The organism is Bradyrhizobium sp. Ken01 (genome assembly GCF_055807355.1).
In genome coordinates this window covers 213101-240059 of sequence record NZ_JBVVPC010000002.1, presented here as the reverse complement: position 1 = coordinate 240059, position 26959 = coordinate 213101, and the positions used below count along the sequence as shown (strand labels likewise).

The window sequence follows — 26959 nt, the reverse complement described above, 5'->3', positions numbered from 1 at the left end:
AGCTCAAGCGCTTCATCAGGAAGCGGGTAGCAAAAGCGTGCGCGACGCCTTCGCCCGCGTCATCAGTTGTTGCTGCGGTTCGCGCTGCGGAAGCTCTTGATCTCCGACACGCTGCCGTCGCGATAGGTCAGCTCCACCGAGATGAACTGCGTTGCCGGCGCGAGCTTCATGTAGAGCGGCATGCCGGCGCTGATCGCGCTGGGATCGCGCATGTCGCAGCCCGGCATCTTCAACAGCTGGTTCGGAACGGCGGTGTCGATGCCGATGCGCACCTCGCGGATGGCGCAGCGGTAGGACACGAGGTGCGTGTAGTAGACCAGCAGCCCGTTGAACTCGCGGAATGACAGCCAGCTCGTCGCGGTCATGTCGAGGATCTTGCGCTGGTCGCGGATCAGCGCGGCTTCGGGATCGAACCTGATCGGGAATGGGCCCTGCATGTCACCGGACTGGTCGACATAGCGGACCTCGATGGTGCCGGCCTGCGCGTCCGGCGGCAATTCGATCGATGGGTTCGGCATCCTCTTGCGCGTGCGTGGGTCGAGCGTATCGATGAAACCGGTTTCGCGGAAATCGCCATTGCCGGCCATGCGCCAGGAAACGCCGAGGGTCGGATCGGCAAAGGAGAACACCACGCTCCAGCCGCCATTGTGGCGCGAGAAGCTCGCGATCGGCGCGTTGGTGGTCTCCTCCTTCGGCACGCGCGGCACCGACACCGGTGGCAGCGCCGCGAGCTTCTGCGCCGGCGGATCGGCCGGGCGCGCGGCGGCGTCCTTGGCGATGCCGCTGAGGAAGACGTCGTCGACCATCTGATCGAAATAGACCGGCACCTGCCTGTGCTTGACGGTGTCGGCCATCTCGCTGACGAGACGGCGCGTACGCTGCGCCACTTGCACCAGGTTCTCGCCGGGCTGGAGCAACTCCTTGGCGAAGGTGCGCGTGAACACCGAATTGGGATTGGCGTCGTCGTTGGAGAGCCGGTCGAGCGCGGTCTGGCGCGGGCCCGCGGAGAAGACCGAGAACACGCCTTCGGGCAGTTGCACCATCGGGGCAAGCCCGCCGCCACCGGCGACGGCGCGGGTACCTTTGCGCTCGAACGGGTTGTTGCGGCAGGCGTCGAACACCAGGATCGAGGTTCGCGCCTTCTTGTTCTGGAGGCGCTCGACGATGCGATCGGCCAGGATGGAGGCATCACGCACCAGCTCTTCCTGCCCTTCCGTCGCCGCCGGCACGTCCGTCGGCAGCAGATAGTTCTGGCCTGCGATTTCGAAGCCGTGGCCGGCATAGAAGAAGAACGCGGTGTCGCCGGGCTCGATCGTCCGATCGAACGCGAGCAGCGTCTCCGAAAATTGCTGCCGGCTCTGGTTTTCGGCGACCATCACCGAGAAGCCGAGCTGCTTCAGCGTATCGCCCATGGTGCGGGCGTCGTTGACCGCCTTGAGCAGTTTCGGAACGTTCCTGTAGTCGTTGTTGCCGACGACGAGCGCAACGCGCTTCTCGGCACAGGCGGGAAGCGCGATACCGCTGAGGCCGGCCGCGAGGCCAAGCGCTGCCAGTACTCTGAAAAGCCGACGCGTCATCGAAAATCCCTCAAGAACGGCCCACGCCGGTTCCTTCGAACAGCGGTTCATGGGAACCGCGTCGTTGATGTGATAGTCGGCCCAGCCACATCGCTGGTTCAACAGCCCTGAGGAGTCAGGTCTGTCGTCTAGCCTATGGTAGATGCCACCGGAATCTGCTTTTTCTCGGTGAATTCTTGTGGGCAATTCCGCTGGAAGTGGGGGCCGCCGTGTATCGCTGGTGCACCGACGAGGTCGAGCCGCACGACCGCTTCGACTTTTGGCGCGAGGTGCGCGCCAAGGGCCTGTTCGGCGTCACCGTCGAACTCGAACGCGAACGCCGCGCGGACTTCTTCGGCGAATTCTCGCTGCGCCAGCTTGGCGGAGCCGGCCTGGTCGAGCTGAAGGCCTCCCATTACACGGTCGAGCGCAGCACGACCGACATCTCTCACGCGCCGGGCGACAGCCTCTGCGTCTATCAGCAGCTCGGCAGCGGCGCCTGGTTCGGCGGCATGCGCGGCAGCGACTTCACGATCGCCAATGGCAGCTTCGCCACCAGCCATACCGACCAGCCCTATCGCGCGGAGCCGCTGGGCACGGGAGGCTTCCACCTGCGAATCCTGAAGGTACCGCTGAGCGGCCTCTCCACACAGGACAAGCGCATGCGCGAGCTTGCGCCCCGGACGTTCGACGATTCCACCCTGACGCCTCTGCTCGGCGCCTGCTTTGCCGATCTCGGCCAGGTTGCCGCGGGTGATGACGGCGCCGCCGATGCCGCTTCCCTCGTCCAGGCTTTAGCCCATCTGGCGCTGATCGAGCGCGGCATCCTGCGGCCCGGCAGCCGCCTCGGGCAGGCCGCACTGCGGACCGCCCGGCTCTCGCACGCACGGCGCCTGATCGCGCGTCACCTGCAAGACCCAAATCTGGCGCCGACGATGGTGGCCGACCTGCTCGGCGTCTCCGTGCGTCACCTGCATATGTTGTTCGAAAGCGCGGCCAGGAGTTTTTCGCAAACCGTGACGGACGAACGCCTGAACCAGAGCCGCCGTTTGATGCGCGAAGCCCCGGAGCGGCTGATCGCCGACATCGCGACCTCCTGCGGGTTCGACAGCCTCGCGACCTATTACCGGGTCTTCAATGCCGCTTACGGGATGGCGCCCGGCGACTTCCGCGCGCAGGGGCCGGAGGGGGGCTAGCCGACGTTTGGGCCGTTCCGGCCGATCGCCGGATTGGGCGGAAAACCGCAGCCGCGCCCGCTATTTGGGCGAAAACCTCAGGTTTTTTAGGGCCTTCCCGCGCCTGCTCCATTGACTTTGGCCGATTCCGCCCTATGTTCCGTGGCGACGCGGCTCAGATCGAAGAGCGATTCCTGAGCCTGGCGCTTTGTTCGCGTGAGTCAGCACCCCCAGCTTCTTTGAGAGCGCGCCGTTTCGGGGTGGAACGCGACAGCCTTATTACCCTCGATTCCGAACGGCGGTTTCGACCAGAGGCTCAATGTCTTTTACCCATCTCGGACTATCCGAAAAAGTCCTCGCCGCAGTGGCGGCCACCGGTTACACCACCCCCACCCCCATTCAGGAACAGGCGATCCCTCACGTCCTCGCTCGCAAGGACGTGCTCGGCATCGCCCAGACCGGCACCGGCAAGACCGCAGCCTTCGTGCTGCCGATGCTCACCATCCTCGAAAAGGGTCGCGCCCGGGCGCGCATGCCGCGCACCCTGATCCTCGAGCCGACCCGCGAACTCGCGGCGCAGGTGAAGGAAAACTTCGACCGCTACGGCGCGGGTCAGAAACTCAACGTCGCCCTCCTGATCGGCGGCGTTTCCTTCGGCGACCAGGATGCCAAGCTGACGCGCGGCGTCGACGTGCTGATCGCTACTCCCGGCCGCCTGCTCGACCACACGGAGCGCGGCGGCCTGCTGCTCACCGGCGTCGAGCTGCTCGTCATCGACGAAGCCGACCGCATGCTGGACATGGGCTTCATTCCCGACATCGAGCGCGTCTGCAAGCTCGTCCCGTTCACGCGGCAGACCTTGTTCTTCACCGCGACCATGCCGCCGGAGATCCGGCGCATCACCGAAACCTTCTTGCATAATCCGCAGAAGGTCGAGGTATCGAAGCCCGCCACGACCGCTGTCACCGTTACGCAGTGTCAGGTCCCGGCCGGGCGCGAGGCGCATGAGAAGCGCGATCTGCTTCGCCGATTGCTGCGCGAGGCCAAGGATCTTCAGAACGCGATCATCTTCTGCAATCGCAAGCGCGACGTCGCCGTCGTTCACAAATCGCTGCAAAAGCACGGCTTCAGCGTCGGCGCGCTGCACGGCGACATGGACCAGTCGGCCCGCACGGCGGCACTCGAGCAGTTCCGCAAGGGCGAGCTGCCCCTCCTCGTCGCATCCGACGTCGCCGCCCGCGGCCTCGACATCCCCGAGGTTAGCCACGTCTTCAATTTCGATGTTCCCCACCATCCCGACGACTACGTCCACCGCGTCGGCCGCACCGGTCGCGCAGGCCGGTCCGGCATGGCGATCTCGCTCGTCACGCCGCTCGACCAGAAGTCGATGGTGGCGATCGAAAAGCTGATCGGCCAGAGCATTCCGCGCGCCGAAGGCGATTTCGAAGTCCGCACGGATGCTTCCGATGCTGGCGAGCGTCCGCGCGAGCAGCGCGGCCGTGAACGTTCAGGCGGCGCTCGCGGCAAGCCGCAACGCGGCCGTGATCGTGAGCGCAGCCACGAGCCGCGCGAACCACGTGGCGAGGCACAGCCTTCAGCCGAAGCACGACCCGCTCCCGAAGCAAGGCCCGTTTCCGAAGCGAGGCCCGCGCGCGAGGCAAGGCCTCCGCGTGAAGCCAGACCTCCCCGTGAAGGCAGACCTGCGCGTGAAGGCAAGCCATCATCCGAGCCGCGTGACGGGGCGCGCCAGCAGGCCAATCCGTCGCATGTGCCATCGATCGGCCGTCCCGAGCCGCGTCGGCAACGCGAGGCCGACAGCGAGCCGGGCGACCACTCGCATCTGCCGGCATTTCTGCTGCGTCCGGTTCGCTCCCCCGCCGGGGCCTGAAGCACGATGTGCTCCGGCTTTGGTTGAAACCAAGCCGGCGCGCACTTTTTCGGATGCATTCGTGGACGTATATTTACGGGGCGTTCACGATCGTCCGTTAGCCTACGAACATAATTTAAGTATTGCTGCGGTCGACGGCGCGCCGATCGTTGTGGGGTATGTTCCGTGGTCAAGGTGCTCGACGAACACGAACGCACGATGGCGTTCGCCGAGGTAGCGCTCGGTCAGATCCGGTCGCTACGGCAGACGGCAATTCCCCGCAATTACGAGATCTGGTACGTCTACGCCACCGGCTACAACGCCCCGCTCAACAAGATCATCAACGAGACGCTGGCGCGGAGCGGCAAGCTGACCGAAGCCGATCTCGATCAGATCTACGAGACCTACCTCTCCCACATCAAGACCACCGACCGCATCGACAAGGTCGGCGCGCGCGTCATCGGCGAGATCGACGACGTGATGAAGGTCCTGGGCGACGCGCTCGGGATGACCGGCTCCTACGATGCCAGTCTGTCGGGCGCGACCGAAAAGCTGTCATCGGCCAAGAGCCGCGAGCAGATCAAGTCGATCGTCGAGACGCTGCTGCGTTCCACCAGCGAGATGCGTGAGACCAACAAGGCACTGGAAGACCGGCTGACGCTCTCGAAGAGCGAGATCAGCAACCTCCAGCAGAGCCTGGAGGCGATCCGCGCCGAGAGCCTGACCGATCCGCTGACGGGGCTCGGCAACCGCAAATATTTCGATCGCATGATCGACATGGCCGTGCAAGGCGCGCTCGCCTCCGGCGAGCCGCTGTCGCTGCTGCTGGTCGACATCGATCACTTCAAGTCGTTCAACGATTCCTACGGCCATCTCACCGGCGACCAGGTGCTCCGGCTGGTCGGCCTGTCGCTGAAGCAGACCATCAAGGGCCAGGACATCACCGCCCGCTATGGCGGCGAGGAATTCGCGGTCGTGCTGCCCAACACCGCGCTGCGCCAGGCCCTCACGGTGGCCGATCACATCCGCCGCGCGGTGATGGCCAAGGAATTGAAGAAGAAGTCGACCGGCGAAATCCTCGGCCGCGTCACCATCTCCGTCGGAGTCTCCATGCTCAAGCAGGGCGACGACACCGAGGCGCTGATCGAACGCGCGGATGCCTGCCTTTACGCCGCCAAACGCAACGGCCGCAACCGCGTGATCTGCGAGGCCGATCCGGAATTCGCGGTCGAGACGCACAACCGGGTGGCGTGACGCCGAAGCCGCGCACCGCCACCCGCGCTTGACATTCTGACCTGACGAACGACATCTCCCTCGCCGCCTTGAGGTGTCCGCCCGCGCGCATCCGGAGGACTTGTCGTCTTGCCCAATCCGCATGATTTTCACTCACCGCAACCGTCCTACACCAGGGACGAGCTGCTGAGATCGAGCGAGGGCGGCTATTTCGGCCCAGACAATGCGCAATTGCCGGCGCCGCCGATGCTGATGATGGACCGCATCACGGAAATCAGCCTGGACGGCGGCGAGTTCGGCAAGGGCCACATCGTCGGCGAACTGGACATCGCGCCCGGCCATTGGTTCTTCGATTGCCACTTTCGCGGCGATGCCACGATGCCGGCGTCTCTGGGGCTGGATGCCATGGGCAGATGGTCGGCTACTGGCTGGGATGGTCGGGCTCCCCGGGCAAGGGCCGCGCCATCGGCGTCGGCGAGGTCGCGTGCACGGGCGAGGTCACACCGAACGCGCAACGCGTGCGCTACGAAGTCTCCATGAGGATGGTCCGGCGCGGCAAGCTGGTGCTCGGTATTGCCGACGGTCGCGTGCTGGCCGACGGCATCTGCGTCTTCACCGCCAAGGACATGCGGGTTGGTCTGACCAAAGCCGTGGAGTGAACCTCAAGCCCTTCGCGTGGCGCGCTTGCGGGCCGGGCTCTTCTTGCCGACTTTCTTCGCCGCTTTCGCAGGCCTGGCGACCTTCTTCGCCGGCTTGTTCGCTGGCTTCTTTACCGCCTCCTTCGCCTTGGGTCGCTTCTTCACGTTGGCGCGCTGGGCGGCGGCGAGAGCCGCCCTCGCCCATTGCGCGAGTTCCGCGGAATCGTCGAACAAGCGCGCGGGCAGCTCCCAATAGGAGTTCACCACCACGGTCTTGGCGCGGGTCGCGTATTGGAACGGCTTCGAGCCCTCCGCTTCAAAATCCGGGATGGTCACCTCGTCGGCGCGGAAAAACAGGCCGGCGCGCAAGGCAAGCGCGAAGTTGATGCCGTCGGCGGAAATGCCGTAGCCGGAGAACATTTTCCGGATGGCGACGGGGCCGAAATCGGCGAACAGGTCGATCAGGAATCCGCGGTCCATGGGCAGGCTCTCTCGTGCCCCGGACGCAGCGCAGCGTGAAACGGTGCGCTGCTGAGCCGGGGCCCAGCGTCTTGTACTGGTGACCATAGCGTGGGTCCCGTCTCTGCGCAGCAACGCAAGCGCACTGCAGCGCGTCCGGGATACGAGAGCAACGTGAGAAAACTACCCGTCGATCTGCGCCGGACGCAGCTCGACCGACTCGCCGCAGCCGCAGGCGGAGATCTGGTTGGGGTTGTTGAAGACGAACTGGGCCTGCATCTTGTCGGCCTTGTAGTCCATCTCGGTGCCGAGCAGGAACAGTACGGCCTTCGGATCGATCAGGATCTTGACGCCCTTGTCCTCGACGACCTCGTCGGTCGGACGAACATCATGGGCGTATTCGACGGTGTAGGATTGACCGGCACAGCCGCCGTTCTTGACGCCGACGCGCAGGCCAACGATCTCGGAATCGGCGCGCTGGGTCAGCTCGTTGATGCGCTGGGCAGCAGCGTCCGTCAGCCGCATCACCTGCGGGCGGGGCCGCCGCGGCTTTGGAGTGGATGCTGGTGTCGAGCCCGACGATATCTGTGTCATGTCAGTGATGTGGTCCGTTGCCGAGCGAATTCAATGCCAAGGATCGAAAGCAGGTTACGCGTCACCACATATTGAGCACGAGGCGAGCCTCGTCACTCATGCGCTCCGGCGTCCAGGCCGGCTCCCAGACCACCTTGACGTCGACCACGCCGACGCCGGGAACGCTGGCGACCGCGTTCTCGACCATCGTCGGAAGCTCGCCGGCGGCCGGACAATTCGGTGTCGTCAGGGTCATCTGCACGTCGACCGAGCGATCGTCCTTGATCTCGACCTTGTAGATCAGGCCGAGCTCGTAGATGTCGGCCGGGATTTCCGGATCGAACACGGTCTTGAGCCCGGCGATGATCTCGGTGGTCAAACGCTCGGTCTCCTCAGGCGGCAGCGCCGACTGGGTCTCCATCGGATTGGCTTTGATTTCGGCCGTGTCACTCATGCGAACAAATCCCGCGCCTTCAACAGCGCCTGTGCCAGATGATCGACTTCTTCCCGCGTATTATACATGCCGAACGACGCCCGGCATGTGGCCGTGACGTTGAACCGCTCTAAAAGCGGCATCACGCAATGGGTGCCGGCGCGCACGGCGATGCCCTGGCGGTCGATCACGGTGGCGACGTCATGGGCGTGCGCGCCCTTGAGCTCGAAGGAGATGACCGGGCCCTTGCCCCGCGCCGTCCCGATCAGCCGCAACGAGTTGATCTCGCGCAGCTTGTCCTGGGCGTAGGTGACGAGATCGTGCTCATGCGCCGCGATCCGCTCCTTGCCGATCGAATTGACGTAGTCGATGGCGGCGCCAAGTCCGACGGCCTCGACGATCGCCGGCGTGCCGGCCTCGAATTTGTGCGGGGGATCGCCATAGGTGACGACATCGCGCGAGACCTCGCGGATCATCTCGCCGCCGCCGTTGAACGGGCGCATCGCGACCAGGTGGTCGTACTTGGCCCAGAGCACGCCGATGCCGGTCGGACCGTAGACCTTGTGGCCGGTGAAGACGTAGAAGTCGCAGCCGAGGTCCTGGACGTCGACGGGCAGATGCACGGCGCCCTGGCTGCCGTCGACCAGCACGGGAATGCCGCGGGCGTGGGCGATCTTCACGACGTCCTTGACCGGAACGATGGTGCCGAGCGCGTTCGACATCTGCGTGATCGCGACCAGCTTGGTCTTCGATGTCAGCAGCTTTTCGAATTCGTCGATGAGGAAATTGCCCTCGTCGTCGACCGGCGCCCATTTGATCACCGCACCATGGCGTTCCCGGAGGAAATGCCAGGGCACGATGTTGGAATGGTGCTCCATGATCGAGATGACGATCTCGTCGCCTTCTTTGATGTTCGGTTCACCCCAGGACGAGGCGACGAGGTTGATCGCCTCGGTCGCGTTGCGGGTGAAGATCACTTCCTCGGTCCGGGCAGCGTTGATGAACTGCGCCACCTTGGTGCGGCCGCCCTCATAGGCTTCGGTCGCGGCATTGGCGAGGTAATGCAGGCCGCGATGCACGTTGGCGTATTCGGAGGTGTAGGCCTGCGTCATGCGATCGAGCACGGCGCTCGGCTTCTGTGCCGAGGCGGCGTTGTCGAGATAGACCAGCGGCTTGCCATAGATCTGCATGGCCAGCGCCGGAAAATCCTGGCGCACGCGCGCGACGTCGTAGGCGCCGTTCTTGACTGCCGGATGCGTGCTCATTGGCGCCGCTCCAGCCAGCGCTCGGCAATGCCGATCACGTGCTCGCGCAGATCATCGTCGGCGATCTGCTCGATCGCCTCGCCCACGAAAGCCTGGATCAGCAGCGCCTGGGCCTGCTTCTCCGGCAGGCCGCGCGCCTTCAGATAGAACAGCAGGCTTTCGTCGAGCGCACCGGCGGTTGCGCCGTGACCGCAGGAGACATCGTCAGCGAAGATCTCGAGCTCGGGCTTGTTGTCGGCCTCGGCTTCGTCCGAGAGCAGCAGCGCACGGATCATCATCTTGCCGTCGGTCTTCTGCGCATCGGGACGAACGATGATGCGGCCCTGAAACACCGAATGGGCGCGATCGTCGATCACGGCACGGAAGACTTCGCGGCTGACGCAATTCGGCACGGCGTGGTCGACGACCAGCGTGGTGTCGCCATGTTCGGTCTTCTGCAACAGGTTCACGCCGTTGACGGAGAGCTCACTGCCCTCGCCTGCCAGCGTGATGAAGCCTTGCAGGCGGCTGACCGCAGCACCGGTGGTCATGTTGAAGAAATTCAGCTTCGTGTTCGCACCGACCGTGACGAACTGCGAAGTGATGTTCACCGCGTCCGGCGAATCGTCCATCAGGCGGATATGCGCGACGTCGGCGTTGTCGCCGACCGAGAGGATGACGGCATCGTTGACCTGGTAAGCCTTGGCGCCGGCCGCGACAAAGGTCTCGATGATGGTGGCACGAGCGGCCTTCCCGACGGCGACCTGCGAGCGGGTGAAAGCCGACGCGGAAGACGCAACCGCGATGTGAATGACCTGAATCGGCGCGGACAGCTGCACGCCGTCGGCGATATCAACCACGACACCGTCGGTCGCCATCGCCGCGTTCAGCGCGATCACCGCATCGGTCGCCGCGGTCTTCAACAGACCGGAATCCTTCTCCAGCGTCTCCCGCAACGTCTTAAAGCCCGCCTCGGAGGCCAGCGCCTTGACGTCAGAGAGATCGGCAGCGAACACGCCATCGACCAGCACCAGCTTGCGGGCGCCAGCGATCGCATGCGCCTTCACCGCGTCTGCGGCCCGCTTCAACGCAGCCGCATCGGGCGCAGCCGCGAGCGGCAGCACCTCGCCGACCAGCGCGCGCAGATCGGTGTACTTCCACTCCTCGATCCGGCGGTGCGGCAGGCCGAGACGCTCGTAGGTCTCGAACGCCTCGCGGCGCGCCGCGATCACGGAAGGCGAACCCGGCAGACGGCCTTCGGCGCTGGCGAACAGATCGCTCACCGCGCGGCCGTTTCCGGTCTTTGCCACAGCAACGTTCATCGCAAAATTCCTTACGCGGCATCCTCGAACTGGGCGTAGCCGGACGCTTCCAGCTCCAGCGCCAGTTCCTTGCCGCCGCTCTTCACGACACGCCCCTTCGACATCACGTGCACGATGTCGGGAACGATGTAGTTCAGCAGCCGCTGATAATGGGTGATGACGACCATCGCGCGCTTGGGCGAATGCAACGCGTTGACGCCGTCGGCTGCGATGCGCAGCGCGTCGATGTCGAGACCGGAATCCATCTCGTCCAGGATGCACAGGCTCGGCTCGAACAGCGCCATCTGCAGCACCTCGTTGCGCTTCTTCTCGCCGCCGGAAAACCCGACATTGACGCCGCGCTTGAGCATGTCTTGCGGGATGTTCAGCGACTTCGAGACTTCGCGGACCTTCTTCAAAAAGTCGGGCGTCGAATATTCGTTCTCGCCGCGCGCCTTGCGCTGCGCGTTTAGTGCGGTGCGCAGGAAATTCATGGTGGAGACGCCGGGAATCTCGACCGGATACTGAAACGCCAGGAACACGCCCTTGGCGGCGCGCTCGTTCGGGGCCATCGCGAGCAGGTCTTCGCCCTTGAACAGGATCTCGCCGTCGGTGACCTCGTAACCCGGTTTGCCGGCGATGACGTGGGACAGCGTCGACTTGCCGGAACCGTTCGGCCCCATGATCGCGTGGATCTCGCCCTCGTTCACGGTCAGCGTCAGCCCGTGGAGGATCTCACGTTCCTCGACACGAACCTTCAGGTCTTTCACTTCAAGCAAAGCCATCTTGGTGTCCAGTTTATTCAAATGATGCATGGGGCGCGCAATGCGCGCCGCGAGGGTCGGCGCTAGCCGACCGATCCTTCCAGCGAGATCGAGATCAGCTTCTGCGCTTCCACCGCGAATTCCATCGGCAGTTGCTGCAGCACGTCCTTGACGAAGCCGTTGACGACGAGGCCGACCGCCTCCTCCTGCGTGAGGCCACGCTGGATGCAGTAGAACAGCACGTCCTCGGAGATCTTCGACGTGGTGGCCTCGTGCTCGAACGTCGCCGACGAGTTCTTGGCTTCGATGTAGGGTACGGTGTGCGCGCCGCATTTGTCGCCGATCAACAGCGAATCGCAGGCGGTGAAGTTGCGCGCGCCGGTCGCCTTGCGATGCGCCGTGACGAGGCCGCGATAGGTGTTCTGCGACCTGCCGGCGGCGATGCCCTTGGAGATGATGCGGCTCGACGTGTTCTTGCCGAGATGGATCATCTTGGTGCCCGAGTCGACCTGCTGATAGCCGTTCGAGATCGCGATCGAATAGAATTCACCACGCGAATTGTCGCCGCGCAGGATGCAGCTCGGATACTTCCAGGTGATCGCCGAACCGGTCTCGACCTGGGTCCAGGAGATCTTGGAATTGTTGCCGCGGCAATCGCCACGCTTGGTGACGAAATTGTAGATGCCGCCCTTGCCTTCCGAATTGCCCGGGTACCAGTTCTGCACCGTCGAATATTTGATCTCGGCGTCGTCGTGGGTGATGAGCTCGACCACGGCCGCGTGCAGCTGGTTCTCGTCGCGCTGCGGCGCGGTGCAGCCCTCGAGATAGGAGACGTAGGAGCCCTTGTCGGCGATGATCAGCGTGCGCTCGAACTGGCCGGTGTTGCGCTCGTTGATGCGGAAATAGGTCGACAGCTCCATCGGGCAGCGCACGCCCGGCGGCACGTAAACGAACGAGCCGTCCGAGAACACCGCCGAGTTCAGCGTCGCATAGAAATTGTCCGACGTCGGCACCACGGATCCCAGATATTTCTGCACCAGCTCGGGATGCTCGCGGATCGCCTCCGAGATCGGCATGAAGATCACGCCGGCCTTCTTCAGCTCGGCCTTGAAGGTGGTCGCAACCGAGACCGAATCGAACACGGCATCGACCGCGATCTTGCGCCTGTTAGGGTCTTCCTCGCCGGGCTTCGGCTCGACGCCTTCGAGCATGGCGACTTCGCGCAAGGGAATGCCGAGCTTCTCGTAGGTCTTGAGGATCTCCGGATCGATCTCGTCGAGCGAGGTGATCGTCTTCTTCGGCTTCGGCGCCGAATAATAATAGAGGTCCTGGAAGTCGATCTTGGGATAGTCGACGCGCGCCCAGGTCGGCTCGGTCATGGTCAGCCAGCGCCGATAGGCCTCGAGCCGCCACTGGAGCATCCAGGCGGGTTCGTTCTTCTTCTCGGAAATGAACTTGACGGTCTCTTCCGACAGCCCCTTGGGGGCCTTGTCGGACTCGATCAGGGTCTCAAACCCATAACGATACTGATCGACGTCGATGCGCTTCACGCGCTCGACCGTCTCTTGCACGGCTGGCATTCTATCCTCCGCTCGCGGTTTCAAGGACCGCGGTGGATCAACAAACTCGGACGACTATTACGATGTTTCTTGGCGGGACGCACGCGCTTAGAACCGTTCAAGCCGTGTTTCATCGCTTATCCCTTAAGTAGGGTATTACCGAGCTTTCGCCAAGCCTCTAACGCCCTGTTGATGTCATCCGGCTCCGTGGACCAGCCCAGACTGAGACGCACCGCTCCCTGGGCGACGGTGGGATCATACCCCATTGCCGACAAAACATGGGACGGCTGCACCTTGCCGGAGGAACAGGCGGAGCCTGAAGACACGGCGATGCCTTCGAGGTCGAAACCGATCACCGCGGTCTCGGCTTTCAGGCCGGGAGCGGTGAAAAGAACGGTATTGGGCAACCGCCTGACGTCACTTGAGAAGACCGTTGCGCCGGCCATGGAGCGAATGCTATTTTCCAAGCGATCTCTAAGGCTTGCCATGCGCTCCGCATCCTCCGGCAAAGCCTGAAGGGCGACCCGCACCGCTGCCCCGAAGCCGGCGATACCGGCGACATTCTCGGTCCCGGCGCGCCGGTTCAGCTCCTGCCCGCCGCCCCGCAGCAACGGCTCAAGTCCGGCCACGCCCTCGGCCACGACCAGCGCGCCGACCCCCTTGGGGCCGCCGATCTTGTGTGCAGAAAAGGTCGCAAGGTCTGCGCCGATAGCTTTGATATCGAAAGGAATTCTTCCAAGCACCTGGATTGCATCGACGTGCAGGAGGCCACCAGCCCCGTGAACGATTCCCGCGGCCTCGGCGATAGGCTGCAGCGCGCCGGTCTCGTTGTTGGCCGCCATGATAGAGACCAGCGCCGGCGAGCCGTCGCCGAGCAGCGCCTTCAAATGGCCGAGGTCGATCACGCCGGAGCGCGTGACCCGGATCTGGACGATCTTATCCGCTGGGAACCGGCCGCCCGCCAGCACCGAAGCATGCTCGACAGCCGAGACCAGAAGCCGCTCGACAGGCCCGCCAGAAGGCCCTCGAAAGCCCGGTGACAGCGCCAGCGCGTTGGCTTCGGTTCCCGCGGAGGTGAAAACCACGTTCCGCGGCAGCGCGCCTACGGCCACCGCGAGCGTGGTCCGTGCGTCCTCGACAAGCCGACGCGCCTTGCGCCCCTCGGCGTGCACCGAGGACGGATTGCCGATCAGCTCGTAGGCTGCGAGCATTGCGCTTCGCGCCTCGGCGCGAAGCGGCGTGGTCGCGTTCCAGTCGAGATAAACACGGCTCGGCATGACGTATTATATTACCATTCGGTCAGGGCTGCTTCGCGCGCTCTGGTACCCGACATGGGCCCGCAGGGAGCGCTTGGCAATCTCGATTCCCAATCGCGATCGCGCGATGACGGCCATCACACGCTAACGTCTTGAGCGGATTGCGGGATGTTCAAGATGCTTGCTTTTTGACCCTCGCCTCATGTTAGAACGCGCGCGTCAGTTCGCCGCGCGCCGCTCGCGCATCATCCGAGGGCGCCGCTCCACCCTTCCATTCGCGGTTTGATCGGCCAGCAGCCGATGAAATCCGCACAATCGGTTGATTGTTGAAGAGCGTCTTCAAGGGATCAATCAAGAGATCATCATGCCTGAAGTTATTTTCACCGGCCCCGCCGGCCGTCTCGAAGGCCGCTACCATCCGGCCAAGCAGAAGAACGCGCCGATCGCGATGGTCCTGCATCCGCATCCGCAGTTCCACGGCACGATGAATCATCAGATCATCTACCAGTGCTACTATGCGTTCGCGCATCGCGGCTTCTCGGTGCTGCGATTCAATTTCCGCGGCGTCGGCCGCAGCCAGGGCTCGTTCGACCACGGCACCGGCGAATTGTCGGACGCGGCCGCGGCGCTCGACTGGGCGCAGACCATCAATCCCGAAGCGCGCGCCTGCTGGGTTGCCGGCTTCTCCTTCGGTGCCTGGATCGGCATGCAGCTGCTGATGCGCCGTCCGGAGGTCGAGGGCTTCATCTCGATCGCGCCGCCCGCCAATCTCTACGACTTCTCGTTCCTCGCGCCCTGCCCGTCCTCGGGCCTGATCGTGCATGGCGAGAAGGACGCGGTGGTGCCGCCCAAGGACGTCAACACCCTGGTCGAGAAGCTGAAGACGCAGAAGGGCATCGTGATCGACCAGCAGGTCATCCCCGGCGCCAATCATTTCTTCGACGCCAAGCTCGAGCCGCTGATGGAAACCATCACCGCCTATCTCGACATGCGCCTCGCCAACGTGCGCTGAGGCCTCGTCGCTAAGCCCCTGTAGCCCGGATGGAGCGAAGCGAAATCCGGGTAGGAAACTAAAGCTCGGCATTAGGCCAGCTTGAGCGCGACGATTCCCATCAAGACGAGCGCGATGCCCGCAAGCTTCATCGCGCTCAAGGTCTCGCCGAACAGCACGACGCCCATGACGAAGGTGCCGGCGGCGCCGATCCCGGTCCAGACCGAATAGGCGACGCCGACCTCGAGCACCTTCAAGGCACGCCCGAGCAGGACAACGAAGGCGGCGAGCAGCACGAGCGAGACGATGCTCCAGCCAGCCCGCGTATAGCCCTCCGCATATTTCATCGAGATCGCCCAACCGACATCGAGTGCTCCGGCGATCACCAGCATCAGCCAGGCCATGGACTGCGACATCCCGCGTGCTCAGGCCGCAAGCTTGAGCAGATGCGCGTCGTGGCGCACGAGGAAGGCGCGCAACAATTGCGGATAGTCTGCGCCGACGGCGGTACGGACGCTCGAACGCAGCGCCAGCTCGGCGCGCCACGCCCGCACCTTCGGCACATCGCGGAAAATGCCGTGCTCGGTCAGCTCGTCGAACAAATCGAAGTAGCGGAAGACGGGAGCGAACACGGCGTCGACCAGACTGAACGCTTCGCCAGCAAAATAAGGACCGGCACCGAGCGCCGCTTCGACCCGGGCGAATTTAGCGACGAGCGCCTGACGCTTGCTCTCGAAGGTCTCCGCATCGGTGGTGGTCTCCAGGCCCCAGAGGTCGCCGAGCACTGCCGAACCAAACTCCATCCACGCCCGGTGCTCGGCACGCTTCAAGGCATCCGCCGGATGCAGCTTCACACCGCCTTGCGTCTCCTCGATGTACTCGCAGATCACATTGCTCTCGAACAGCGCGACCTCGCCCTTCTCGCTCGTCACGACCAGCACCGGCACCTTGCCAAGCGGCGACAGTTTGAGAAACCAGTCCGGCTTGTTGGCGAGATCGATATCGACCCGCTCGAACGGGACGCCCTTCTCCTTGAGCGCGATCACCGCGCGCTGCACGTATGGACAAAGCTTGTGACTGATCAGTTTGAGTGAAGCGGTCATGGCAAAGATCCCGGCAGTTGATGCAACTGCATCCAATATAGATGCATCTGCATGTACTCGTCAAGTTCAATGCATTTGCATCAACCGCCATCGATCTCAGGATTACCTCAAGGCCGCGCGATCACCCCGCCCGTCATCGGCATCGGCACGCCCGTGGTCGCGGGATACGACAGCGGCAGGCCCTTCAGGCCGCGCGCGGCAAGGAAGCCGAAGGCCTGCGCCTCGATGGCGTCGGAGGCCCAGCCGACTGTCTCGGCGGCCTCAACAGTGGCGGACCCAACGCGCTCCCGCAGCATCTGGAGCATGGTCCGGTTGCGGGCGCCGCCGCCGCAGACGATCCAGCTTCGCGGCCTGCGTGGCAGCAACGGGATGATGCGGGCGACCGCGGCTGCGGTGAAGGCCGTGAGCGTCGCGGCGCCGTCGGCCGGCTGCACATCGCCGAGCTTCAGTGCGGCAAAATCGTTGCGGTCGAGCGATTTCGGCGGCGGGCTCGCGAAGAATGGCAACTGCAGCGCCCGCGCGATCCAGGCTTCGTCCGCCTTGCCGAGGGCTGCGAACTTTCCGTCCGCGTCGAACGCCTGATTCATGGTGCGGTACATGAAATCGTCGAGCAGCGCGTTGCCCGGACCGGTGTCGCAGGCGATCAGCGCATCGCTGCCGTCGATGTAGGTGATGTTGGAGACGCCGCCGATATTGACCACGACGATCGGCCCTTCGCGCTCCAGCGACTGGGCGAGCGCCCGATGATAGACCGGCACCAACGGCGCGCCCTGCCCGCCGGCCTCGACGTCGGCGGCACGGAAATCATGCATCACGGGGATGTGGATCGCCTTGGCCAGCGTCAGCGCGTCCCCGATCTGCACCGTCAGTCTCTTCTCGGGGCGGTGCAGCACGGTCTGGCCGTGGAAGCCGACGATGTCGATGTCTTCCGGCCTCATCCGGTTCTGGGCGACAAAGGCGGCAACCGCCTCAGCATGCGCCTGGGTCACCGCGCGCTCGGCCTCGGCCAAAATCCCCGGCCGGGCATCGCGCTGCGGCAGGTGCACCGCCTCGCTCAGCGCCTGGCGCAGCAGGTTGCGCTCCGCCGGGCTATAGGGCCGGTAGCCGGAGGGCCCGAATGCCTTCACCTGCTTTCCGTCGGTTTCGATCAGCGCGACATCCACCCCGTCCAGCGAGGTGCCGCTCATCAAACCGATTGCCGTCAGCATCATGGATCAGCGTCCTCAAGAGACCCTTCCGGCATGCCGATCTTGTGCCAGAGGGACACATCTTATAATGCCACAGGCCAAAGTGGCGGGCAGCAACCGAGTTCCCACGGAAGACCCTTAAATTGCTCCCGAAACAGTAAACCAAGAATTGTCAGGCGCGCCGACAAATGACTGCATTCAAATCGGATTTCCTCAACACGCTGCAGGAACGTGGATTCATCCACCAGTGCTCCGATTTCGAGGGGCTGGACGCACTCGCCACCAAGGGTGAGGTGACCGGTTACGTCGGCTACGATTGCACCGCCCGCTCGCTGCACATCGGCAATTACCTGACCATGATGATGCTGCACTGGCTGCAGGACTCCGGCAACAAGCCGATCACGCTGATGGGCGGCGGCACCACCATGGTCGGCGATCCCTCCGGCAAGGACGAGACGCGCGCGATCCGTTCCGTCGCCGAGATCGAGGCGAACAAGGAATCGATCCGCGGCGTGTTCGCAAAAGTGCTGCGTTATGGCGACGGCAAGAGCGACGCCATCATGCTCGACAATGCCGAGTGGCTGACAAAGCTCAACTACATCGAGATGCTGCGCGACGTCGGCCGGCACTTCTCGGTCAACCGCATGCTGACCATGGACTCAGTGCGCCTACGCCTCGAGCGCGAGCAGGAGATGAGCTTCATCGAGTTCAACTACATGATCTGCCAGGCCTACGACTATGTCGAGCTCGCCAGGCGGACCGGCTGCAACTTGCAGATGGGCGGCTCCGACCAGTGGGGCAATATCATCATGGGCGTCGATCTCGGCCGCCGCATGGGCACCCATCAACTGTACGCGCTGACAACGCCCTTGCTGACGACGGCCTCGGGGGCCAAGATGGGCAAGACCGCGCAAGGCGCAGTCTGGCTCAACGCCGACCAGTTCTCGCCGTATGATTTCTGGCAGTACTGGCGCAACACCGAGGATGCCGACGTCGGCAAATTCCTCAAGCTGTTCACGACGCTGCCGATGAGCGAGATCAGGAAGCTCGAGGCGCTCGGAGGCTCCGAGATCAACGAGGCCAAGAAGGTGCTCGCCACCGAAGCGACCGCGCTGCTGCATGGCCGCGATGCCGCGAACGAGGCGGCCGAGACCGCGCGCCGCACCTTCGAGGAAGGCGCGCTGGCCGAGAGCCTGCCGACCGTGGAAATTCCGCGCGGCGAGTTCGACGCCGGCCTCGGCGTGCTCAATGCCTTCGTCAAGGCGGGCCTCGTTGCCTCCAATGGCGAAGCACGGCGCCAGATCAAGGGCGGCGGCCTACGCGTCAATGACGAGCCCGTCACTGACGAGAAGATGGCGTTGTCGGCAGCCGACCTGACGCCGGAAGGCGTGGTCAAGCTGTCGTTCGGCAAGAAGAAGCACATCCTCCTCAGGCCTGCATAGGCGTATGAGCTTTTCGCTGCTTGTCAGGGCGCGCTGAAGCGCGCTCCCTGATCGGCAATGGACCAGAACACGCTAGAGGAACAGTCCAAGCAAGCGACCAGGGATCGCGTCACGGCGACGCCGCAGGGCGTCGTTCGCACCGCACTGGTGGTGCTCGCGCTCTGCTTCACACTCGCCGTGCTCGGCCGCGGCCTCAGCGAAAGCTTCACGGTCTTCCTGAAGCCGATCTCGGAAAACTTTGGGTGGGATCGAGCCCAGGTGGTCTCGATCTATTCGCTAACCTGGCTCGTCAGCGGACTGATGGCGCCGTTGGTCGGGCGCCTGTTCGATCATTCCGGACCGCGCATCGTCTATGCACTGGGCCTTTTGCTGCTCGGCTCGGCCTTCCTGATCGCAAGCCACGCGCAGTCACTCTGGCAATTCCAGCTCTCGATCGGACTCTGCGTCGGGATCGGCGTCGCCTTCATCGGCAATGTGCCGAACTCGATCCTGCTCGGCCGCTGGTTCGGCCCCAAGCTGCCGACCGCCATGGCGGTGGTGTACTCGGCCATGGGGGGCGGCGTGCTGGCGCTGCTGCCGGCCTCGCAGCTTTTGATCGATCATCTCGGCTGGCGCGAAACCTACCAGCTGTTCGGCTTCGCCGCGCTCGGCCTGCTGGTGCCGCTCATGCTGCTGCCATGGCGGCTGTTCGCCTCGGGCTCGCCGCATATCGCGAAGAAGACCGATCCGGATTTCGTCGATCACGGCTGGACCCTTCCGAGCGCGATGCGCCATCACGCCTTCTGGGCGCTGTTCTCGACCTTCTTCTTCACCGCGGTTGGCATGTACGCGATCGCCGCCCAGATCGTGGCCTATCTGATCGATGCCGGCTTTCCGCCGCTGCAGGCCGCGACGGCCTGGGGCTTCTCCGGCGTCGTGCTGGTGTTCGGCATGTTAGGGGTGTCAGCGCTCGACGGCCTGATCGGACGCCGGCCATCGGTGCTGCTCAGCTACGCGATCTCGATCCTCGGCATCTTCCTGCTGTGGCTGTTGCAATACTCCGCCAATCTCCTCCTGCTCACCGGATTCGTGGTCTGCTTCGGCAGCATGATGGGCTCACGTGGACCGCTGATCACGGCGACCGCGATGAAGATCTTCGGGGGCAAGCGCGTCGGCACCATCTACGGCACCATCTCGATCGGCAGCGGGCTCGGCTCGGCTTTCGGCTCCTGGAGCGGCGGCCTGATCCATGACGCGACCCATGGCTACAACGCGCTGCTCGCCTTCGCGCTTGCGAGCGTGGTGCTCGGGATGATCCCGTTCCTGGTCGTGCCCGCTTTGCGGCGCTAGGTCTCCTGAAGGTAACCTGCGGACATTCGCGTCACCGGGAAATTACGGATGGGCACGACGCGAATAGCTGCAAAAAAATGTGCATCGCGCGAGGCTGAAAGTCCCGGCTGCGGTGTTTTGTCCGACATGACAAAAATGTCAGCGCAAATTGCCCTTGGGTGGCTTGCAGGGCAGAACTGAATGCGGCTAGTCGCAAGCATTGGATGGAGGGCACAAACCAATGAACTTTCCCTATCTCGTTCGCTTTCAACCGGTTCTCTTGAGCCTGTTTCGCTTCATCACTGGACTCCTGTTGCTCCAGTACGGCATCGCCAAGCTTTTCAAATTTCCGGTGCTTCCCTACTTCGCAAACATCCCGCCGATCATCTACGCAGCCGGTACGCTTGAGCTCGTGCTTGGCGCGCTGCTGATGATCGGCCTGTTCACCCGCCTCGCGGCGTTCATCCTCTCGGGTGAGATGGCCTTCGCCTATTTCATGGGCCACATGTTCAAGGGCGAGACGCCGGTGTTCCTGCCGCTGCTCAATGGTGGCACCGCGGCGATCCTGTTCTGCTTCGCCTGCCTCTACCTCTCGGCAGCCGGCGGCGGCTCGGTCAGCGCCGATGCGGCGATGGGCAAGGACTAGCGGCACAACCGGCGGCGCGTTCGCGCGGCGCTGAGGCGTCAGCAATTGATTCGTGAATAAAGGGATGGCACCAGTACATTTACGGGTGCCATCTCAGCGCGAGCCCAGCACGTTCCAGACCAGGACGAGGACCGCGACCAGCAGCATCGACATGATGAGGCGGTGGACGAATCGGTTCATGTCCGCTCCCACCGGATTCGGTCGGGACTAAAGACCCACACAATCTTTCTCCCAGTTGACTTGCCATGCGCCGACACGGCGCTTTTCCGCATGGATGTTTGCGCATGCGGCTCGCGGACGCCGCTTGCGCGGCAGCCGTCGCACGCGTCCATTCATGATTGGTAAGAATTTCATGCTACCGACGCGAGCAACAATAACCATTCCGTCGAGGCCGTGATGAAGCTGCTGAGCCACCTCAAGATCCGCACCAAGCTCGCCAGCATGGTCTGTCTTTCGGCACTCACGGTCACGGCCATCATCGGGGTGTCGTCCGTGCTCAGCAAGAGCCGCATGCTGGAGGACCGCGTCCAGCAGATGCGGACCGCGGTCGATATGCTCCACAACCTCGCCCAATCACTCGAAGAGGAGGTCGGCGCCGGCAAGCTGACGCAGGCCGAAGCGAAGGTCCAGTTCCACCAGCGCGGCCGCCGCATGAGCTTCAATGGCGGCCAAGGCTATCCGGTAGTCTATAACGCCGATACGTCCCTCATCGTCAACGGCGCCAACCAGCAGCTCGAAGGCAAGATCACCGGTGCGAAGGACTCCAATGGCGTCCTGATCGCCGACGCCATTATCAAGGCCGGCGCTGAGACCGCACAGGGCGGCGTAACCTCCTATCTCTATCCCCGCCCCGGCCAGACGGAGCCGGTCCGCAAGACCGTGTTCGCGCGCAAATTCGCGCCCTGGAACGCGACGATCAGCTACGGCCTCTATGTCGACGACATCGACGCCGACGTGCGAGCCTTGACGCTGGAATTGGGGGCGATCGGCATCGGCCTGATGCTGCTGATGGCGACACTGTCCTGGCTGATTGCCCGCGACGTGCTCGGCGCGCTCGACCGCCAGAAGAACCGCATGCAGGCCATTTCCGAAGGCGCCATCGACGCCCCGGTCGAGGAGACCGGTCGCGGCGACGAGATCGGCCGCATGGCCGAGACCCTCGAAGTGCTCAGGCAGACCGCGCTGACGGCGCGCAAGCTGGAGGCCGAGCAGGTCGCCACCAAGGCCCGCAGCGAACAGGAGAAGCGTGACGCGCTGATCTCGCTTGCCGACCGGTTCGATGCCTCCGTCGGCCAGCTCGTCGGCCTGATGGCCTCGGGCTCCGGCGAGCTGGAGGTCACCGCCAAGTCGATGTCGTCGACCGCGGAAGGCACCAACCGCCGCGCCGCCGTCGTCGGCTCGGCCGCCACGGAAGCCAGCCAGCGCGTCCAGACGGTCGCGGCCGCCGCCGAGGAGCTCTCCTCCTCCATCACCGAAATCAGCCGACAGGTCGCGCAGTCCGCCGTGGTCACCGGCCGCGCCGTGGATAGCGCACGCCGCACCGACACCATCGTGCGCGCCCTCTCCGACGGCGCCCAGCAGATCGAGCACGTCGCCGAGCTGATTTCCAGCATCGCGGCGCAGACCAATCTGCTCGCGCTCAACGCCACCATCGAGGCCGCACGTGCCGGTGAAGCCGGCCGCGGCTTTGCCGTCGTCGCTTCGGAGGTGAAGTCGCTGGCGAGCCAGACGGCGGAAGCCACCCGCGAGATCGGCGACAAGATCGCGCAGATCCAGGGCGCGACCAAGGAAGCGGTGGACGCCATCGGCGGCATTACCGCCACCATCGAGGAGGTCAGCCGGATCGCTACCTCGATCGGCGCTGCGATCGAGGAGCAAGGCGCCGCCACCGCCGAGATCGCCCGCAGCGTCTCGCAGACGGCCGAGGCCACCCAGGAGGTCACCACCAATATCGGGGGCGTCAGCACGGCAGCGAACGAGACCGGCAATGCAGCAGGCATGGTGCTCGCCGCGGCCTCGAACCTCTCCAAGCAGGCCGAGCAGCTCTCCGGCGAAGTCGGGACCTTCCTGGCCGGCGTGCGCGCGGCGTAACGCGGCCGGCTAGCTAGGCGCGCGTTCTACCGAGAATGTTGCGCTGGGTTAAGCACGCAGGGTCGCGCCGCGGGTTCTGAACCTCTCCCGCTTGCGGGAGAGGTCGGCGCGAAGCGCCGGGTGAGGGCTCTCTCCTCTTGGGGGCTCTCGATTGCGGAGACACCCTCTCCCCAACCCTCCCCCGCAAGCGGGGAAGGAGCGCAGCTCCGTCCTGGCGGCGGCCCGACTTGATCGCAGTCAACGAAATCAGCCCAGCCTCGCCCCTATCGCCGCGCGAGGGTGCAGCCGCTCGATAGCTGGCGCGTCGGCCCGGTCGAGCCATCGCTCGACTGCGACGGGAATTCCTCGAACGGCGAGTTCTGTTTGCCGGTGTTGAATTCGAAGATCTTGCGGAACAGACCGGGCGCCATCGCCGAAATCGGATTGACGCGCATCACGGGCGCGGCCGGCGTGCCGACGACCTCGTAGGTCACCCCGATCAATCCTTCATTGTTGCCGCCGCCGAGGAAGATGCCGAACAACGGGATCTGGCCGAAGATGTTGTTGACGCCATACATCGGCACGAAGGTGCCGCTCATGCAGACCTGATTGCCGGGAAAGTCGATTGAGCCCTCGATGGTGGCACCGATCATCGGCCCCTTGACCACGCCGTCGCGGATCGTGAGCGCGCCGTTCTGCCGCGTGAACTCCGCGCGCAACGCCGTGAAGGCGACGCCGCTCTGCGCACCGTTGGGAGCGCCCGCCGCGACGCGATCGAGTTGATCCATTCCCTTGACCGAGAAGTCGCGCACGTTGATCAGACCTTCCCGTGTCGTAGGCTCCGACGTCGGCGGCTCCATGGCCACCACCATCTGGCCGCCGAAGACCTTGTTGGTGGTGTCTGTGAAGCGCAGGAAGTTGCCGGCATCGCTGGTCTGGAGATAGATGACCTCGCGGTTGCCCTGGGCGCGGCCGCCGCGCAAATCGGCGGCCACGGGCGTGTCTTTTCCGATCCTGCCGCTCAGCGTGAAGGCTTTGACCGCACCATTGCGCCGCGACATCTTGGCCTCGACGCTGCGCATCGCCTCGCCGTTGAAACCCATGACGGCGCCGAGCTTCACGTCCATGTCGAAATCGAGGTTCTTCGTCTTGCTCTTGGCATCGTCCTTGGAACTGCCTGAGATCGCCGATTTCAGGAAGCCGCGGCCGTCGAATACGTCGCCGCGCATCGTGCCCTTCAGCACGCCATCCTGGCTGCGCTCCACCTTCAGCGAGGCCTTGTCGCCGTCGGACGGCGCGTAGGTCGGGAAGTTCGCGTTCATGAGGCCGCCGTTCGGATCGACCTCGAGCGACCCCTTGATCGCAGCGCCGCCGCCTTCGATGACGATGTCCTCCAGACGTGTCGACTGCGCTGTCGGCACCACCTTGAAGCTGGCCTTGCCCGCTCTGCCCGGCAGCTTGACCCAGCCGGGCAGGATGTTGTCGAGCTTGACCGAGGTCAGGTCGGCCTCGATGCCGAGCTTCGTCGTCTGGTCGGGCCCCCCGGCGATCTTGCCTGAAAGCTTGATCGGCACCGATCCGCTGACGGCGGGGCCCAGATCGAACCCGAGGCGCGCGCGGCTCGCATCATCCAGCGTGGCCTGCAATTTGACGTCCGCATCACCATCAGCCGGCTTGCGGTAGTCGAGCGAGGCCGCCTGCCCGTTGATCTTGACGTCGCCCTTGACTTGATAGCCCTGGTTGCTCGCGACGATCTTGAGGTTGTTGGCCTCCAGCTTCTGGTTCATCACCAGCTTGTCGGCACCAAAACCGTTGAGATCGGCGGTAACGCTGTAGGTGGTATCGGCTTTGGTCAGCTCGCCCTTGACCGGCAACCCAAGCTGGACGTTCGCCGAGAACGTCCCCTTGCTGGTATTGGAATCGATGACGGTCGACGACAGATCGCTCAGGCGATCATTGGAAAGCATTTCGGCGGCCGCAGGCACCGGGCCTTCGACACGGAACCTGGTCCGCGACGGCGACGGCTTGGGCGCCATATCGGGCACCTCGAAGACGAAGTCGGAAATCGTGATCTTGCGGCCCGCTGGCGTATCGGCGATGCCCTGCCCGATATTCACGGTGGCGGTGCGGCCGGTCACGCGCGCTTTCAAATCGGCATCGTGCACCACCGGCAGGCCATCGACGGGCCGAACCGTGACACCGCTCGCCACGATATTGACCGACAGGCCGTCATCGGGAATGGGTGGGCCCTTGCGCGGAAGATTCTTCGTCGGCGAGTTAACGCCGATCTCGATGCGCTGGAGCGTTCCACGCTCGATCCGCTCGATCACCCATTCGCGCAACTCGGGAACGACAAGCGTCGGCCACATCCGCTTCAGCGCGGAGGCCGACATCGGCGTTCCCGCAAAACCCAATGTCAGCCGCGGCTCGCCCGAATAGTCGATGGCCCCGGTGCCGGCGACGCCGATCTCTCCGTTGGAGATATCGGCCTGCGTCAACAGCAGCCTCTTGTGGTCGGTGTCGAAGCGGAAGCCGATCGCAATACGGTTGAAGACCAGCGGCGGCTCGTTGTCGATGCCGCCGAGCAGGATCGAACCGCCGCTGAAACCGAGCTGCCAGTCGTTGACGGTGCCGTTGGGCGGCTCGACATGAGCCAGAAGCGTCAGACGATTCGCGCCCGAGAGGACCTTGAACGGAGCGACCAGCACCCGCCGATTGGCGTCCCACTCGACATTGATCTCGGCCGAGTCGATCGCCATCGGATAGTCGGGCGTATCGGTGTCGATGATGTTGCCCGCGCCCACCGCGATCTTGCCGCGAAAAAAGGTCGGCACGCCGTCGCGGCCGAGCTCGCCCTTGAGCTCGCCGGTCAGCGGCAGGTCGGCGGTGTAGGTGAGGTCCTTGACCCGCAGCGCCAGCAGGATGTTGGCGGTCGAGACCTTGTCGGCGCGGATATCGACCGAGCGCACGCCGTTCTCGGTGGGGCCGATCGTGGCACGCAGCGACCACGGACGCGCGCCCTCCTCGCCGAGGCTAAGCGCGACGCCGCCACGGCTCGGACGGCGCAGGCTGAGCGTGATGTTCTCGAATGTCCATTTGCTGCCGCGCTGCTGATCGTCGACGATCAGATTGCCGTTCTTCAGGCCGATCTCGTTGAGGTTCTGGCCGTCGAGGCCGGTCATGCTCAGACTGTCGAGCCAGTCGAGGCCCTGAAGAATGCCGGTCGGGGCCGTGGCCTGGGTCGCGGCTTGCGATGCATCGGGGGTCGCAGGCTCGGTTGCGAATGGCGGCGGCGGGACACCGTTGCGCGGGAAAGTCGGCGGCAGCCCCGCATCCTTCTTGGAGGCGACGCCAGTCGCGAGCGGCTTTGCGGTGTCGCCAGCCGACACCGTGACGGTGCCGTCAGGCGCGATCCGGATCGCGAGCTCGGCATCGACGAGGTTGAGGCTTTCGGCGCGCAGATGCCCCATCAGCAGGCCCGCCCCCGACAGCTTCACCTCGGCCTTCGGTGCGGTGGCGACAATGACATGATCGTGGTCGCGCACCACGATGTCACGGATACGCACGGCGATGCGGATCCGCCCGGCCCGCTCGATCTGCGTGCCGCCGACCTCCACGGTGTTGCCGTGACCGATATTGTCCTCGATCGCGGCCGCGAGCCACGGCGTCGCAATGTCGAGATTGATGGGACCGGCGCCGAGCCGCCACCACAGCGCGCCGAAACAGCCGACGAAGATGACGATCAGGGCACCGGCGACCACGGCCACGCGCTTCAGCCAGCGACCACCGCCCAGCCAGCGGCGCAACGGACCAAACCCGTCAGTGAATCGATGGAAGCCCGAATTGGAACGCGACAACAGCCGGCGCGCGCGATAGCCCGCCGCCGCTTCCTGATCCGGATCCCAATCGGCGTCGTCCCATTGCTGCTGCTCTGGTTGGCTGCCGCGCCGATCTAAATCCCGATTGTAATCCTGGGGCGACGTATTCCTTGCCATTGCCTCTCGATACAAGCGCCCGTCGTAGGATTGAGCGCCGCCGGGGCTGCAGCCATCGACAGGAAGCGAAGCTTCCTGCCCCGGCATTGCCGCCATACCTCGAATATTCCTTCTGTTCGTCATGTCGCCCCGGGAGCGCGTTCAACGAGCAGTGGGGTG

The 26959-nt window shown here is 64.3% G+C and carries 21 protein-coding genes and 1 pseudogene; 9 read left to right on the top strand and 13 right to left on the bottom strand.

The annotated features are described in order from the left end of the window. Window positions 1-62: 62 nt before the first annotated feature. Window positions 63-1577 (bottom strand): caspase family protein, encoded by a 1515-nt coding sequence (locus AC0L3S_RS03145; RefSeq protein WP_473278057.1) that lies wholly within the window; start codon window positions 1575-1577, stop codon window positions 63-65. Between the two features lie 209 nt (window positions 1578-1786). Here AC0L3S_RS03145 and AC0L3S_RS03140 point away from each other — a divergent pair, with 209 nt between their 5' ends. The 4 genes and pseudogenes from AC0L3S_RS03140 to fabA all read left to right on the top strand — a co-directional run bounded on the left by AC0L3S_RS03140 (window position 1787) and on the right by fabA (window position 6490). After that, the gene (locus AC0L3S_RS03140; RefSeq protein WP_473278134.1) at window positions 1787-2752 is read left to right on the top strand and encodes a helix-turn-helix transcriptional regulator; all 966 of its coding nucleotides are present in this window, start codon (window positions 1787-1789) and stop codon (window positions 2750-2752) included. 298 nt (window positions 2753-3050) lie between these two features. Beyond that, window positions 3051-4619: a DEAD/DEAH box helicase gene (locus AC0L3S_RS03135; protein WP_473278056.1), complete on the top strand. Its 1569-nt coding sequence runs from the start codon at window positions 3051-3053 to the stop codon at window positions 4617-4619. 165 nt (window positions 4620-4784) lie between these two features. Further along, the gene (locus AC0L3S_RS03130; protein ID WP_473256948.1) at window positions 4785-5852 is read left to right on the top strand and encodes a GGDEF domain-containing protein; all 1068 of its coding nucleotides are present in this window, start codon (window positions 4785-4787) and stop codon (window positions 5850-5852) included. Between the two features lie 108 nt (window positions 5853-5960). Then, window positions 5961-6490 (top strand): annotated as a pseudogene (fabA, locus tag AC0L3S_RS03125) (bifunctional 3-hydroxydecanoyl-ACP dehydratase/trans-2-decenoyl-ACP isomerase). Window positions 6491-6493: 3 nt separating this feature from the next. On the opposite strand, the gene AC0L3S_RS03120 reads toward fabA, so the two are convergent. The 8 genes from AC0L3S_RS03120 to AC0L3S_RS03085 form a co-directional block, all read right to left on the bottom strand. Beyond that, window positions 6494-6949, bottom strand: a complete 456-nt coding sequence (locus AC0L3S_RS03120) for a TfoX/Sxy family protein (RefSeq protein ID WP_473278055.1) — start codon at window positions 6947-6949, stop codon at window positions 6494-6496. A 162-nt stretch (window positions 6950-7111) separates the two neighbouring features. Next, window positions 7112-7522 carry a HesB/IscA family protein gene (locus AC0L3S_RS03115; protein ID WP_473278054.1) on the bottom strand — a complete coding sequence of 137 codons (411 nt, stop codon included), beginning with the start codon at window positions 7520-7522 and terminating at the stop codon, window positions 7112-7114. Window positions 7523-7583: 61 nt separating this feature from the next. Next, window positions 7584-7955: an SUF system Fe-S cluster assembly protein gene (locus tag AC0L3S_RS03110; RefSeq protein ID WP_007591551.1), complete on the bottom strand. Its 372-nt coding sequence runs from the start codon at window positions 7953-7955 to the stop codon at window positions 7584-7586. Beyond that, window positions 7952-9199 carry a cysteine desulfurase gene (locus AC0L3S_RS03105; RefSeq protein ID WP_473256950.1) on the bottom strand — a complete coding sequence of 416 codons (1248 nt, stop codon included), beginning with the start codon at window positions 9197-9199 and terminating at the stop codon, window positions 7952-7954. Before AC0L3S_RS03105 ends, AC0L3S_RS03110 begins: the two co-directional genes overlap by 4 nt. Next, window positions 9196-10500: a Fe-S cluster assembly protein SufD gene (gene sufD, locus AC0L3S_RS03100; RefSeq protein ID WP_473278053.1), complete on the bottom strand. Its 1305-nt coding sequence runs from the start codon at window positions 10498-10500 to the stop codon at window positions 9196-9198. The genes AC0L3S_RS03105 and sufD overlap by 4 nt, the downstream gene beginning before the upstream one ends. Window positions 10501-10511: 11 nt before the next feature. Beyond that, entirely contained in the window at window positions 10512-11264 is a 753-nt protein-coding gene (gene sufC / locus AC0L3S_RS03095) for a Fe-S cluster assembly ATPase SufC (protein WP_473278052.1), read from the bottom strand. A gap of 62 nt (window positions 11265-11326) precedes the next feature. Further along, window positions 11327-12823, bottom strand: coding sequence for a Fe-S cluster assembly protein SufB (gene sufB / locus AC0L3S_RS03090; RefSeq protein ID WP_473278051.1), 1497 nt, complete (start codon window positions 12821-12823; stop codon window positions 11327-11329). A 116-nt stretch (window positions 12824-12939) separates the two neighbouring features. Then, window positions 12940-14079: a cysteine desulfurase family protein gene (locus AC0L3S_RS03085; protein WP_473278050.1), complete on the bottom strand. Its 1140-nt coding sequence runs from the start codon at window positions 14077-14079 to the stop codon at window positions 12940-12942. A 343-nt stretch (window positions 14080-14422) separates the two neighbouring features. On the opposite strand from AC0L3S_RS03085, the gene AC0L3S_RS03080 reads away from it, so the two are divergent. Next, entirely contained in the window at window positions 14423-15070 is a 648-nt protein-coding gene (locus tag AC0L3S_RS03080; protein WP_007591562.1) for an alpha/beta hydrolase, read from the top strand. 71 nt (window positions 15071-15141) lie between these two features. Here the strand turns inward: AC0L3S_RS03080 and AC0L3S_RS03075 are convergent, their stop codons facing one another. The 3 genes from AC0L3S_RS03075 to AC0L3S_RS03065 all read right to left on the bottom strand — a co-directional run bounded on the left by AC0L3S_RS03075 (window position 15142) and on the right by AC0L3S_RS03065 (window position 17363). Further along, a complete protein-coding gene (locus AC0L3S_RS03075; protein ID WP_247286213.1) occupies window positions 15142-15465 on the bottom strand; it encodes a DMT family transporter in 324 nt (107 codons plus the stop codon). Window positions 15466-15474: 9 nt separating this feature from the next. Continuing rightward, window positions 15475-16152 carry a glutathione S-transferase family protein gene (locus AC0L3S_RS03070; protein WP_473256954.1) on the bottom strand — a complete coding sequence of 226 codons (678 nt, stop codon included), beginning with the start codon at window positions 16150-16152 and terminating at the stop codon, window positions 15475-15477. A 107-nt stretch (window positions 16153-16259) separates the two neighbouring features. Continuing rightward, window positions 16260-17363, bottom strand: coding sequence for an anhydro-N-acetylmuramic acid kinase (locus tag AC0L3S_RS03065; RefSeq protein ID WP_473278049.1), 1104 nt, complete (start codon window positions 17361-17363; stop codon window positions 16260-16262). 164 nt (window positions 17364-17527) lie between these two features. Here AC0L3S_RS03065 and tyrS point away from each other — a divergent pair, with 164 nt between their 5' ends. From tyrS to AC0L3S_RS03045, 4 genes are all read left to right on the top strand, one after another. Next, entirely contained in the window at window positions 17528-18781 is a 1254-nt protein-coding gene (gene tyrS / locus AC0L3S_RS03060) for a tyrosine--tRNA ligase (protein WP_473278048.1), read from the top strand. A gap of 57 nt (window positions 18782-18838) precedes the next feature. Beyond that, a complete protein-coding gene (locus AC0L3S_RS03055; protein WP_473256957.1) occupies window positions 18839-20110 on the top strand; it encodes an MFS transporter in 1272 nt (423 codons plus the stop codon). A gap of 220 nt (window positions 20111-20330) precedes the next feature. After that, a complete protein-coding gene (locus tag AC0L3S_RS03050) occupies window positions 20331-20735 on the top strand; it encodes a DoxX family protein (RefSeq protein WP_007609771.1) in 405 nt (134 codons plus the stop codon). Window positions 20736-21131: 396 nt separating this feature from the next. Then, window positions 21132-22826, top strand: coding sequence for a methyl-accepting chemotaxis protein (locus tag AC0L3S_RS03045; protein ID WP_473278047.1), 1695 nt, complete (start codon window positions 21132-21134; stop codon window positions 22824-22826). A 263-nt stretch (window positions 22827-23089) separates the two neighbouring features. Here AC0L3S_RS03045 and AC0L3S_RS03040 read toward each other — a convergent pair whose 3' ends face one another. After that, the gene (locus AC0L3S_RS03040) at window positions 23090-26887 is read right to left on the bottom strand and encodes a YhdP family protein (RefSeq protein ID WP_473278133.1); all 3798 of its coding nucleotides are present in this window, start codon (window positions 26885-26887) and stop codon (window positions 23090-23092) included. Between the last annotated feature and the right edge of the window lie 72 nt (window positions 26888-26959).

What these genes read in the sequence shown, in the direction of transcription:
- AC0L3S_RS03075 (WP_247286213.1), bottom strand. Translation starts at nt 15,465, where the DNA reads ATGTCGCAGTCCATGGCCTGGCTGATGCTGGTGATCGCCGGAGCACTC.
- sufD (WP_473278053.1), bottom strand. Translation starts at nt 10,500, where the DNA reads ATGAACGTTGCTGTGGCAAAGACCGGAAACGGCCGCGCGGTGAGCGAT.
- AC0L3S_RS03085 (WP_473278050.1), bottom strand. Translation starts at nt 14,079, where the DNA reads ATGCCGAGCCGTGTTTATCTCGACTGGAACGCGACCACGCCGCTTCGC.
- AC0L3S_RS03065 (WP_473278049.1), bottom strand. Translation starts at nt 17,363, where the DNA reads ATGATGCTGACGGCAATCGGTTTGATGAGCGGCACCTCGCTGGACGGG.
- AC0L3S_RS03040 (WP_473278133.1), bottom strand. Translation starts at nt 26,887, where the DNA reads ATGCCGGGGCAGGAAGCTTCGCTTCCTGTCGATGGCTGCAGCCCCGGC.
- AC0L3S_RS03105 (WP_473256950.1), bottom strand. Translation starts at nt 9,199, where the DNA reads ATGAGCACGCATCCGGCAGTCAAGAACGGCGCCTACGACGTCGCGCGC.
- AC0L3S_RS03120 (WP_473278055.1), bottom strand. Translation starts at nt 6,949, where the DNA reads ATGGACCGCGGATTCCTGATCGACCTGTTCGCCGATTTCGGCCCCGTC.
- AC0L3S_RS03070 (WP_473256954.1), bottom strand. Translation starts at nt 16,152, where the DNA reads ATGACCGCTTCACTCAAACTGATCAGTCACAAGCTTTGTCCATACGTG.
- sufB (WP_473278051.1), bottom strand. Translation starts at nt 12,823, where the DNA reads ATGCCAGCCGTGCAAGAGACGGTCGAGCGCGTGAAGCGCATCGACGTC.
- AC0L3S_RS03045 (WP_473278047.1), top strand. Translation starts at nt 21,132, where the DNA reads ATGAAGCTGCTGAGCCACCTCAAGATCCGCACCAAGCTCGCCAGCATG.
- AC0L3S_RS03110 (WP_007591551.1), bottom strand. Translation starts at nt 7,955, where the DNA reads ATGAGTGACACGGCCGAAATCAAAGCCAATCCGATGGAGACCCAGTCG.
- AC0L3S_RS03145 (WP_473278057.1), bottom strand. Translation starts at nt 1,577, where the DNA reads ATGACGCGTCGGCTTTTCAGAGTACTGGCAGCGCTTGGCCTCGCGGCC.
- AC0L3S_RS03115 (WP_473278054.1), bottom strand. Translation starts at nt 7,522, where the DNA reads ATGACACAGATATCGTCGGGCTCGACACCAGCATCCACTCCAAAGCCG.
- tyrS (WP_473278048.1), top strand. Translation starts at nt 17,528, where the DNA reads ATGACTGCATTCAAATCGGATTTCCTCAACACGCTGCAGGAACGTGGA.
- AC0L3S_RS03050 (WP_007609771.1), top strand. Translation starts at nt 20,331, where the DNA reads ATGAACTTTCCCTATCTCGTTCGCTTTCAACCGGTTCTCTTGAGCCTG.
- sufC (WP_473278052.1), bottom strand. Translation starts at nt 11,264, where the DNA reads ATGGCTTTGCTTGAAGTGAAAGACCTGAAGGTTCGTGTCGAGGAACGT.
- AC0L3S_RS03080 (WP_007591562.1), top strand. Translation starts at nt 14,423, where the DNA reads ATGCCTGAAGTTATTTTCACCGGCCCCGCCGGCCGTCTCGAAGGCCGC.
- AC0L3S_RS03135 (WP_473278056.1), top strand. Translation starts at nt 3,051, where the DNA reads ATGTCTTTTACCCATCTCGGACTATCCGAAAAAGTCCTCGCCGCAGTG.
- AC0L3S_RS03055 (WP_473256957.1), top strand. Translation starts at nt 18,839, where the DNA reads ATGGACCAGAACACGCTAGAGGAACAGTCCAAGCAAGCGACCAGGGAT.